This is a genomic window from Pseudomonas sp. HMWF021 (assembly GCF_003061005.1).
GTDB lineage: Bacteria > Pseudomonadota > Gammaproteobacteria > Pseudomonadales > Pseudomonadaceae > Aquipseudomonas.
On sequence record NZ_QAIK01000136.1, the window covers coordinates 135,541 to 146,140 of the forward strand.

Here is a 10,600-nt window from a genome sequence, read left to right on the forward strand (position 1 = left end):
GTTTGCGTGAGCTTTGGCTGCGTCAGGGTCAGGCTGGTAACACAACTGCTGTAGGAGCTGCGGCACGCTGCGATCTTTTGCTCCTGGCCCTTGAAACAGGATCAAAAGATCCCAGCCTCGTTTCACTCGGCAGCTCCTACAGTCAGTTCGCGTGAGCTTTGGCTGCGTCAGGGTCAGGCTGGTAACACAACTTCTGTAGGAGCTGCGGCACGCTGCGATCTTTTGCTCTTAGCTCTTAAAACAGGATCAAAAGATCGCAGCCTCGTTTCACTCGGCAGCTCCTACAGTCAATTCGCGTGAGCTTTGGCTGCGTCAGGGTCAGGCTGGTAACACAACTGCTGTAGGAGCTGCGGCACGCTGCGATCTTTTGATCCTGGCCCTTAAAACAAGATCAAAAGATCGCAGCCTCGTTTCACTTGGCAGCTCCTACAGGCAGTTCCTACAGTCAGTTCGTGTGAGCTTTGGCTGCGTCGAGGATCAGGGTCATGTGCTGGCGGTGGTGAAAAAAACGCAGCAGCGCGAAGTACGCGAAAAGCACGATCAGTGACGCGTTCAGTTGCTCAGTCACGCTGAGCAGGCCGATCCATTCCATGACCAGCGCCACCAGCAACGCGGTACACACGGTGACCGATGCGCTGAAACGCAGCAATCCCAGTGAATCGAGGGATTTGAAGCGTTTGATCTGTTTCGGGCAGCGCAGCTCCAGGCGTTTCTGGCAGTGCTCGCAGGTGAACGGTTCGTTGATCGCAATGGCATTGAGTTGCCACGGTTTAAGCAACTGCGTGGTCTGGCAATGAGCACAACGGCCCTGGACTCCCAGGGTTGCAACGGACATGAGCGGCCTCCTCGACGCAGTCAACGGAACAGGGATACTGGCTCATTAATGACAAAAAGCCAGACGCCGAAGGAAAACAGGATTTGGCTTACAAGCGTAAGCATCAAAGCATTACAGAATGTTCTGACATTTCCACGCTCATCTGTAGGATCGAGCCTGTGGTGAGGGGATTTATCCCCGATGGACTGCGCAGCAGTCCCTCATCACTGATCGGGTATTGGGGACGCTTCGCGTCCCATCGGGGATAAATCCCCTCGCCACAGGTTTTCTGCCAAGGGGTGGCGCGGCCGGATTCAGACGCGGAATGCGCTGATCAGTTGCTTGAGTTCCACCACCTGCGCCGACAGTGCCCGGCTGGCGTCTTCGGTTTGGTGCGCACCCTGGGCCGTGCGCTCGCCGGCGCGGTTGATCTCGACGATGTTCTGGTCGATGTCATGGGCCACGGCGGTCTGTTGCTCCACGGCTGCAGCGATCTGCTGGTTCTGGTCGACGATCATGCCGACTGCGCCGAGGATGTTTTCCAGCGCCTGCTGAACCTTTTCCGACTGGCCGACCGTGCCATTGGCCATCTGATGGCTGACGCCCATGGCTTTCACAGCGGCGCCGACGCCACCGTGCAATTTGGCGATCATCTGCTCGATTTCTTCAGTCGATTGCTGGGTGCGTTTGGCGAGGGTACGCACCTCATCCGCCACCACCGCGAACCCTCGGCCCTGCTCTCCGGCACGTGCCGCTTCGATGGCGGCATTGAGCGCCAGCAGGTTGGTCTGTTCGGCAATGCTCTTGATCACTTCCAGCACGCGGCTGATCGACTGGCTGTCGCTGGCCAACTGGTTGATCACCAGCACCGATTGATCGATCTCGCTGGCCAGCGCGGCAATGCTACCCTGCTGCGACTCCACCAGCGTGCGGCCGCTGACGGTTTCATCGTTGACGCTGTGCGCGCTGCTCACCGCTGCCGCCGCGCTGCGTGCGACTTCCAGCGAGGTCGCCGACATCTGGTTCATCGCGGTCGCCACTTGCTCGATCTGCGTGCGCTGCCCGGCCACTGCCTGATTGCTTTGCGCGGAGACATTTTCCACCTGCCCGGCCTGGCGCTCGACCTCAGCCACGGTCTGCCCGACCCGTTCGATCAGGTCGTGGATTTTCCTCACGGTGCCGTTGAACACCTCTCCCAATTCACCCAACTCATCGCGGCTGTTGGCCTTGAAATTGACCGTCATGTCACCAGCCGCGACCTTGTCCATCATCGCGCCCAGGCGTTTAAGCGTAGTGCGGGTCGAGGCGTAGAAACCACCGTAGAGATAGAAAATCAGCACGAACACCACCGACAGCGCCACAGCCTGCAGGACCATGTGCGTGCGGTTCTGTGCCAGCCGCTGTTGCAGTTGGGTATCGAGGAATTTCAGGGTCGCGTCGTTGAGCTGGTAAGTCTTGTCCATCAGCCCGGTGATCTGGTCGTAGAACGCTTGCCACGGCGTATCGAGAGTCTCGGCCACCACGACTTTCTCTTCGAACAGCTCGCTGGCCTGTTTGAGCGAGGTTTTGCTGCTGTCGGCCTGGGCACTGAGGCCGGCGCGCGCGGCCTGGCTGGAGTCGAGGGCGTCGGTCAGTTTCAGCGCGTATTCGGCCTGGAGTTTTTCGATCTGCGCCAGCAACTCGTCAAATCGGGTACTCGACGAACTGTTCAGAAAGCCTTGGCCCAATGAATAAGCACCGATGGCCCGGCCCTCGCCGAGGGTCTGGGTTACCGCAGGGGTGATGTTGGTGAGCAGTTCGCTGAGCTGGCGGATGTCGCTCTGGTTGTCGCGACTCAGACCGGCCTGACTGGTGATGATCTGGCTGAAAATCTGCGCGTTGCCGAGCAGTTTGCCGATCATCCCGCTTTTGCTTTGCAGGGAGCTTTCCGCCTGTTGAGCCTTGAACGCGCTGAGCATTTCATCGCGTTTATTGTTGAACAGTTTGATCTGCTCGGGATCGTCGGTCATCGCCTGCAGACTTTGAAGACGGGCCAGTACGGTTTGTTCCAGGCTGCTGATCTGCGCCTCGAGGTTGTCGGCCTTGCCAGACTGCCCGAGGACGACGTTGATCTGCACCAGATTGTTCAGGGTTTCCAGATCCCGACGCAGGGTCAGGCTGCTGCCTAGCAGGTCGAGGCTCTGCAATTCGACCCGGGTGCCCTGGAATTCGCGATAGGAATCGCGCACCAGATAGAAATTGGTCACCAGCATCGGCACCAGGAACAGCACGCTGATCAGGCTGAACTTCATGCCGAAGCTCAGACGGTTCATCAGCGAGACGGCGGGATAGAGCAAGCTCTTCACTGGAAGTCTCCCTTGGCTTTTCTTGTTTTTATTGGCAGGCGCGGGACGACAGCAGAAAGCCACTATCGGGCGCTGTCTCTGTATAGCTCAAATCGGGGGGAGGTTTTGTAACTTAAGGTTAACGACAAAAAAGATCGCAGCCTTCGGCAGCTCCTACAGGAAAATTGCAATTTCTGTGTAGGAGCTGCCGAAGGCTGCGATCTTTTGATTCTGCTTTTGAATTCAGTGGATCAGCACGGTCCACAAGGCAAACCCGGCATACCACAGCACCGCCGCGCGCAGCAGCAGTTCCCACAGACAATCCAGCGTGTTGATGCCTTCAGGCCCGACCACCGGCGGCGGGATCTCACCCGCTGCCAGCCCGACCTTGTTGATCAGCTGCGCGGCGCTGATGTTCCAGTTCAGCAGTTCGTGCAACATCACCCGGCTGACCGCAACGAAGTTGCCGACCAGTGCAAGGCTCGCCGCCAGCAGGCGCACCGGCAACCAGTCAAAGGCGTGACGTAACTGGCCGGCGCGTTCGGCAAGCGCCGGGTTCTGGCTGTGTTCTTCAGCCAAGGCCAGCAAGCGATAAGCCAGCGCCGCCACCGGGCCGAGCACGAAGTACCAGAAAATCACCGCAAAGAAGCTCTGGTACGCCTCCCACAACAGATGCCCCTGGACCCGATCCAGCAACTGCTCGCCGCTGTCGGCGCAGATGTCCAGATCACGTTTTGCCACGTGCGCGGCCGCTTGCAGGTCTTCGCGACGCCAGGCGTCACGAAACGGCCCGAGACCGCCGAGCAGATCACCGCGTCCCAGCGCATAAATCACCACCAGCAAATGCACCGGCAGCGCCAGCAGGCCGTAAGCGACAGGTTCCAGCACCACCAGCAGCAAAGCGAGCAGCGCCACCGGCAGCAACACCAATATCGTCAGCACCAGCCACGGCCGCTGGGCCAGGCGCGCGCTGCTTTCGAGTTTGTGCAGTTCGCGGATCCATCCGCCATCGCGTTGAAGCCGATGGCGCAGGGCCGAGAATTTCTCGATCCAGACCGCCAGCAGTAACACCAGAAAACTCATTGTCCTTCCTCTTGTGCCAGGGCTGCGCGGTAACGCGCCCAGTCGAATGCCGGGCCAGGATCGGTCTTGCGCCCGGGTGCGATGTCGCTGTGCCCGCAGATACGGGCGCCGGTGATGGCCGGAAATGCTGTTTGCAGCTGCCGCGTCAGCGTGATCAACGCCTGATACTGCGCATCGGTAAAGGGCAGATCATCGGTGCCTTCGAGCTCGATGCCCACGGAAAAATCGTTACAGGTTTCGCGCCCCTCGAACATCGACACGCCTGCATGCCACGCCCGCTCGAGACAGGAGACAAACTGGGTGACGCTGCCGTCACGTTCGATCAGAAAATGCGCCGAGACGCGCAGGTCGGCAATCCCTGCAAAATAGGGATGCTCGGTGACATCCAGACGATTCTGGAAAAATTCCTGCACCTTGCCGGTGGCGAACTGCGCCGGCGGCAGGCTGATGTTGTGGATCACCAACAGGGAGATTTCGCCCGCAGGGCGTTCATTGAAGTTAGGTGATGGGCAGACCTGCACCCCGTGACACCACCCGCTAGCGGGATCCAACTGCATACCGATTCCTTCAACGCCGACTGTGTTGGCGCCCAGTATGCCGCGATCAGCCCCCGGCGCGCGATCACTTGCCGCGATTGAGTCGCCGCAGATTGCCCAGCACCGACTCCAGCGCCCGGTCGAACAGCAAGGTGTCATCCAGTGCCCGCACCGCACCACAGCGAAACTCAAGGGCCAGGTCGACGCGGCTGCGCTCCAGCACTTTCATCCCGGTACGGTCGACAAAAACGTATTTGCCGGTGGTTTCAATGATCGCCGCCAGCTTGCACCGCAGAACGTGCTCGTCGTCCTCCTGGAATGCGACCCAACTGCCCAGACGCAATTGCTCCACCTGCCGCAGCCCGGCGTCGTCATGGGCAAGGCCTGTGGAGTTCAGGCTACCTGAGTTCTCGTCGGCGGATCGCAGGGTAATGTGCTGCGACACCTCGACCAGCGTCGCTGGGTCGGCCGGTTCCTGCCCGGCAGCAGGGTCGAGTGCCCGCACATGCAGCGCTTCCAGCTCACTGAAAAACTCGCTCGTGGCAAACGGATCGAACGCTGCACTGCTCAGGCCGTCACGCAGTGACTTGAGCAGGCCCGGCACCAGTGCCAGCAAACGCAGGCCAGCGTCCGCGTCGTCATGCCGCTGCACGCTCCAGATCAGTTGTTCCATGGTCTGCACATCGGCCTGCCATTCGGCGGACTGATCGCCATGCTTGAGGCAGGTCAGCAGCAAGACTTTGCTCCACGCATCGCGGGCAAATGTCACCACCGACGGCGGCAGGATTTTACCCAGCAGCGCCTGATTCAACGCCTGCTCGACGCGCTGGCGGGCGAGTTCGGTTTTCGCCCGCCCTTCTTCGGCATCGCGCAGACGCTGCTCGAGCAATTCACTGCGCCGCCGCTCATCGCTGGTGAAGGCCAGGAAGTCGGCAAGCAACTCGGAGAAGATCGCCGGATCGTCGCCAAAGTCGCTCAGCAAGCGCTGCACCACTTGTTCAATGCGCAGATACAGGCTGTCACGCGCTTCACCATTGCAGTCGCCCCAACCCATGGCCGCATCGGCGATTTCATTGAGCAGGCGCCGCGCCGGATGGCTGCTGCGGCTGAAGAAACTCTTGTCGAGCACCGCCACCTTGAGCATCGGAATCTGCAGGCGGGCAATCAATGTCTTGAGCGAGTCCGGCAGGTTACGGTCCTCAAGGATACAGTCGAAGACCATGGCGATCAGGTTGATCACATCCTCATCGGCACCGTCGACGATGCGTGACTTGCCGCTCCTGACGCTGACCCGCGTCAGCAACTGTTCGAGCTGATTGCGCAGGTCGAAGTCGTCCTGTGCCGCCAGTGCCGGGACGTATTGCTGCAGGTGCGAGAGCAGGCGTAGCAGGTCACGGGTGCTGATCGGTTGCGTTGCAACGCTCGGTTCCAGGGTCGGGGCGACGCTGCCGCGCACATGCAGGAGCAATTCCTGCAACGCGGCGAACACTTCCTGCACACCTTCGTCGGCGGGCGCAGGCTCGGCACTTTCTTCATGGCTGATGCTGGCCTCTGCACGGTCGATGGCGCGGCGTGCCGGGGCAGGCTTCAATTGCGGCAACACGCCGGTGGCAATCAGCAATTGATTGGCTTCGGCGTACAACGGCTCGGTGTCGGCCAGCACATAGCGTTCAAAGAGTTTGAGCAGGATCAGCTTGACCTTGATCTCCACGCCCAGGTTGCGTCCAGCCTGCAGGAAATACTCACAGAGCATCGCCGGGCCAAGCGGATTGTGCTGATCATCGAGGGCTTTGCCGAGCAAAGCGCTGAGCCGGGCGGTGAGCTGGTCGAGGGCGAAGCCGTCACGCTTGAGTACACGGCCAACCATGGTTTCGACCGCGACGCTGCGCTCCATGTCATCGGTGCGCGGCGCCGAATCATCGAACCGCAGCGCCGGCGGCAAGGCACCTTGCGCGGGCTCATATTGAGTCAGGCCGACAAAGGCTTCGAAGAACAGCTCGAGGAAGAGCCGTTCGATGTTCTTGCGCTTGAGGCGCAGGTCGCGCATGGCTTCGAAAAAAATGTTCTGTTCGACGTCATTGCGCGCCCGGTCGGCCATCTCGAACAGCGTGTCGTCGGCGTTATCGAACAGTTCCTGCAAACCGTGGCGCAGTTGCTGGGCAGCCTTGTCGCGAACCTGAAGCAGAATCACAGGCAGGCGGGCGAGCGGCGAGTGATTCGCCTGATCGGTAGCAGCCTTGTGCAAAGGCACTACATTCCCGTCGTTGTGCATCCAAGCCTCCTGAAACGGTGATTCCATGGGTCAGTTACAACACCATCCCCTGTGGGAGCGGGCTTGCTCGCGAAAGCGGATTGTCAGTGACACTTTTTGCGAAGGAGCTACCGCTTTCGCGAGCAAGCCCGCTCCCACACGTTCTGGATCGTAATCGGAATAGACGTCAAAGCTATGACGTCAAATGCAAGGCGGATTATCTTGCAAAACTTGTCCCCGACGCTATAGCCGTCAGGGTTTCCCCTATGCCGCGGCACCTTCCAGTGACCACGAAAAAAGGCGCTTTGTTCACGGGAAATCGACCAGATGCAGTCAAGCACGCGCGTTCTCGCCTTGGGTTGGCTCCTGCCATGCCCCTATAATCGGCGCACTTAGTTTGTGGAGCCCGTTATGCCGAATCTACGTCTCGCCGATCTGACCGCCGAAATCGAAGCCAACGTGCGCCGTGCGTTGCTTGAAGACGTCGGCAGCGGCGACATCACCGCACAACTGATCCCGGCCGAACGTCTGGCCAAAGCCACCATCATCACCCGCGACGACGCCGTTATCTGTGGCACGGCGTGGGTCGACACGGTGTTTCGCCAGCTCGATCCGCGCGTCGCGGTGCACTGGCAGGTGCGCGATGGCGAACGGGTCAAACCCAATCAGCCGCTGTTTCATCTGGAAGGCCCGGCCCGTTCGTTGCTGACCGGCGAGCGCAGTGCTTTGAACTTCCTGCAACTGCTGTCTGGCGTGGCAACGCGCGCGCAATACCTGGCGGACTTCGTGGCGCAGACTCAGGTCAAGCTGCTGGATACCCGCAAGACCCTGCCGGGCCTGCGTCTGGCGCAGAAATATGCCGTAACCTGCGGTGGTTGCCACAACCACCGCATCGGCCTCTACGATGCGTTCCTGATCAAGGAAAACCACATCGCCGCCAGCGGCGGCATCGCGCAGGCCATCGCGGCCGCGCACAAGATCGCGCCGGGCAAACCGGTGGAAGTCGAAGTGGAAAGCCTGGAAGAGCTGAAAGAAGCGCTGACAGCCGGGGCCGATATCATCATGCTCGATGAACTGAGCCTGGACGACATGCGCGAAGCCGTGCGTCTGAACGACGGCAAGGCCAAGCTGGAAGCCAGCGGCGGCATCAACGAAAGCACGCTGCTGCCGATCGCCGAGACCGGGGTGGATTACATCTCGATCGGTGCGATGACCAAGGACGTGAAAGCGGTGGACCTGTCGATGCGCCTCAGCCTCTGAGGCTGTCGCGCAATAAAAAACGCCAGCCCGGTTGAGGCTGGCGTTTTTGTTTCAGACCACCAGATTGTTCATCTCGCAGTACTCTTCCCACTCGACACCCAACACTTCGGCCGCCTCTTTATGCAGCTCCAGGCGCTTGGCCTCAAACTCTTCAGGAGTGCTGGTGTACTTGAGCGTCAACTCCCATGGCTGCAAGCCCTGGGCTTCGGCTTCGTCCTCGAACGCCCACTGGATCTGGTCTTTCTGATCATCAGGGCTCAGGTCCTTGATCTCTTCCAGCAGTTGGGGCGCGTCGAGCTTGTATTTCTCCAGCGCTTGTTCGTGACGTTGCTCTTGAGTTAATTCGGTCATGGCGTTCTCGCTGATCGTAAGAATGGAGGATGGATCTGGATCATCAAGGATCTCTCTGACGCGGATTGTCCGGCCTTCGGAACCATTCGGGATCATCTGAAAACTGCTGGGCGATGCTCATGCAGGCATCGAATATAGGACGTTTGCATGACGAATTACACGGCTCTTTACATCTCTCTCACAAAAACCTTGACCAGGGAGACATAAATCGAAGGGCTGAGGGCGCCGGAGAGAGGAAAGCTGATCAGACTGGGGTAATCCCAGTTATCATAGGGACACCCCATAGCCTGAAACCTCCAACGTACTCACCAATGTACTTTTTCAATACGGCTGGAAATTCGACCGGTCGTTTGAACGGGTTCCGGTGTGGGATGCAATTGCGTTAATTCTTATAAAAAAACCAGATCTGCCACCCTGTCAAAACACTAAAAATAGAGTGCATATGCGCGCCGTTCACATCCAGAACCTGACGGGTTTGCGAGGATTCGCAGCCCTGTCCGTCTTGCTTTTACACATTCGCTACGGCGACCTCGCCAACGCCTACGGGGATTTCGCTTTTCTGTTTCAGACAAGAGGCCTTGGCGTCGACGTCTTCTTCATTTTATCGGGATTCATTCTAGCCTACGTGCACGATAAAGATTTCACAGAGCAAATCCGTCTCAGGGACGCGATGGGCTTTTGGATAGCCCGGCTCGCACGCATCTATCCAGTTCACCTGTTTATGCTGGTGGTCACAGCCTTCATTCTGCCGATGCATCTGCTGTATGAGTGGTCGCCGGCAGACACCAAATATACTTTCTACGCCAACCTGTTCCTGGTGCACGCCTGGGGCGTCACCCCTGACCTGACCTTCAACCAGCCATCATGGTCGATCAGTAGCGAGTGGGCTGCCTACCTGACATTTCCGTTCGTAGCGTACTTCACACGTAAGTGGGGAAAAATTCCGTTCGCGCTTCTCCTGACGGGATTGGCGCTGTACGCGCCCTACCTGCAACCGAAAATGCTTGCCGACGGTGTCTGGACGATCAAATGCATTGTCTATTGTGTCGCTGGCTACAGCGCCTATCAGGTCTGCCGCGACCTGCCTGACTCAAAGTACTGGCGAATCACCGCAGCCGTCATTGCGCCGCTGATTGGCCTGATGTTCTGGACGACCAGCATTCAGTACTACTTCGACCTGATCTTCCCGTTCCTGGTCATCATCATGATTGCCAGCCTGTTCCGCGCCGGGCCGATCTGGATCTACTCCAACCCGCTATCGGTCTATTTCGGCAAGATCAGTTTCAGCCTTTACATGTGCCACATCATGGTTCTGTTTGTTGAGCGTAAGTTGTTTGGCATGATGGATCTGAAGTTCGAAATTCCCATCATCGTTGCGTTCTCGATGGTTTTGTATCACTGCATTGAAGAGCCATTGCGCAAAATCATTCGGATGGCGTCCAAGGGACATCATAACGAACGCCCCCAGAAGAACTTTACTGACAGTCTGACGCTGCAGCTCCCCGAGCCGGAGCAGAAAAAAGAAAACAAGGCTTTGGCCTGACGAAAAGGCCCGCCAAATTGGCGGGCCTTTTCATTTATACAACGTGGTCGACGGCTTGAGCCTGGCTCAAGGCCGCGATTGGCGGCGTGGTCTGGGAGGGGTGAGAAACTCATCGAATACTGGCGAAAGTGATTTGGTGCCCGAGACAGGAATCGAACCTGCGACCTTCGCGTTACGAGTGCGCTGCTCTACCGGCTGAGCTACACGGGCGGTGGGCTAAACCTAGCACCGGTCTCGGGCGGCGGCAAATTTGAGTGTTGTCTCTACTGATTATTATTAGTGGCGAGGAAGCTTGCTCCCGCTGGGTTGCGCAGCGACCCCAACCTTTCTGAGGCTGATGTTTTTTACGACTGCTGCGCAGCCGAGCGGGAGCAAGCTCCCTCGCCACAAATGCGTTTATGGCAGACAAAAAAATGCCCCGCCGTTTTCACGGCGGGG

At 58.7% G+C, this 10,600-nt stretch carries 8 protein-coding genes, 1 tRNA gene and 1 pseudogene; 2 read left to right on the forward strand and 8 right to left on the reverse strand.

The genetic code is table 11. The features are described from left to right. Positions 1-445 precede the first annotated feature (445 nt). The 6 genes and pseudogenes from DBR18_RS19015 to DBR18_RS19035 form a co-directional block, all read right to left on the reverse strand. Positions 446-835, reverse strand: a complete 390-nt coding sequence (locus DBR18_RS19015; RefSeq protein WP_108591458.1) for a hypothetical protein — start codon at positions 833-835, stop codon at positions 446-448. Positions 836-1,128: 293 nt separating this feature from the next. Beyond that, entirely contained in the window at positions 1,129-2,058 is a 930-nt protein-coding gene (locus DBR18_RS30330; RefSeq protein WP_371921117.1) for a methyl-accepting chemotaxis protein, read from the reverse strand. After that, positions 2,035-3,126 (reverse strand): annotated as a pseudogene (locus DBR18_RS30335) (methyl-accepting chemotaxis protein); the annotation flags it as partial. The pseudogene DBR18_RS30335 and the gene DBR18_RS30330, both read right to left, overlap by 24 nt. A gap of 255 nt (positions 3,127-3,381) precedes the next feature. Further along, positions 3,382-4,221: a regulatory signaling modulator protein AmpE gene (ampE, locus tag DBR18_RS19025; RefSeq protein ID WP_108591460.1), complete on the reverse strand. Its 840-nt coding sequence runs from the start codon at positions 4,219-4,221 to the stop codon at positions 3,382-3,384. Next, positions 4,218-4,778 (reverse strand): 1,6-anhydro-N-acetylmuramyl-L-alanine amidase AmpD, encoded by a 561-nt coding sequence (gene ampD, locus DBR18_RS19030; RefSeq protein WP_003221563.1) that lies wholly within the window; start codon positions 4,776-4,778, stop codon positions 4,218-4,220. The genes ampE and ampD overlap by 4 nt, the downstream gene beginning before the upstream one ends. 64 nt (positions 4,779-4,842) lie before the next feature. Then, the gene (locus tag DBR18_RS19035; protein ID WP_108591461.1) at positions 4,843-7,029 is read right to left on the reverse strand and encodes a DUF1631 domain-containing protein; all 2,187 of its coding nucleotides are present in this window, start codon (positions 7,027-7,029) and stop codon (positions 4,843-4,845) included. 390 nt (positions 7,030-7,419) lie between these two features. Between DBR18_RS19035 and nadC the strand changes: the two genes are divergently transcribed. Beyond that, complete coding sequence (gene nadC / locus DBR18_RS19040; protein WP_108591462.1) at positions 7,420-8,268, forward strand: carboxylating nicotinate-nucleotide diphosphorylase; 849 nt, start codon at positions 7,420-7,422, stop codon at positions 8,266-8,268. Between the two features lie 51 nt (positions 8,269-8,319). On the opposite strand, the gene DBR18_RS19045 is transcribed toward nadC, so the two are convergent. Then, positions 8,320-8,619 carry a DUF6388 family protein gene (locus DBR18_RS19045; protein ID WP_108591463.1) on the reverse strand — a complete coding sequence of 100 codons (300 nt, stop codon included), beginning with the start codon at positions 8,617-8,619 and terminating at the stop codon, positions 8,320-8,322. Between the two features lie 442 nt (positions 8,620-9,061). Between DBR18_RS19045 and DBR18_RS19050 the strand changes: the two genes are divergently transcribed. Further along, entirely contained in the window at positions 9,062-10,162 is a 1,101-nt protein-coding gene (locus DBR18_RS19050; RefSeq protein ID WP_108591464.1) for an acyltransferase, read from the forward strand. A 134-nt stretch (positions 10,163-10,296) separates the two neighbouring features. On the opposite strand, the gene DBR18_RS19055 is transcribed toward DBR18_RS19050, so the two are convergent. Beyond that, a tRNA-Thr gene (locus tag DBR18_RS19055) sits at positions 10,297-10,372 on the reverse strand. Positions 10,373-10,600: the final 228 nt, after the last annotated feature.

Bases quoted from the DNA above. Each gene is read 5' to 3' on its own strand.
- DBR18_RS19015 (WP_108591458.1), bottom strand. From the start codon at position 835: ATGTCCGTTGCAACCCTGGGAGTCCAGGGCCGTTGTGCTCATTGCCAG.
- DBR18_RS30330 (WP_371921117.1), bottom strand. From the start codon at position 2,058: ATGACGGTCAATTTCAAGGCCAACAGCCGCGATGAGTTGGGTGAATTG.
- ampE (WP_108591460.1), bottom strand. From the start codon at position 4,221: ATGAGTTTTCTGGTGTTACTGCTGGCGGTCTGGATCGAGAAATTCTCG.
- ampD (WP_003221563.1), bottom strand. From the start codon at position 4,778: ATGCAGTTGGATCCCGCTAGCGGGTGGTGTCACGGGGTGCAGGTCTGC.
- DBR18_RS19035 (WP_108591461.1), bottom strand. From the start codon at position 7,029: ATGCACAACGACGGGAATGTAGTGCCTTTGCACAAGGCTGCTACCGAT.
- nadC (WP_108591462.1), top strand. From the start codon at position 7,420: ATGCCGAATCTACGTCTCGCCGATCTGACCGCCGAAATCGAAGCCAAC.
- DBR18_RS19045 (WP_108591463.1), bottom strand. From the start codon at position 8,619: ATGACCGAATTAACTCAAGAGCAACGTCACGAACAAGCGCTGGAGAAA.
- DBR18_RS19050 (WP_108591464.1), top strand. From the start codon at position 9,062: ATGCGCGCCGTTCACATCCAGAACCTGACGGGTTTGCGAGGATTCGCA.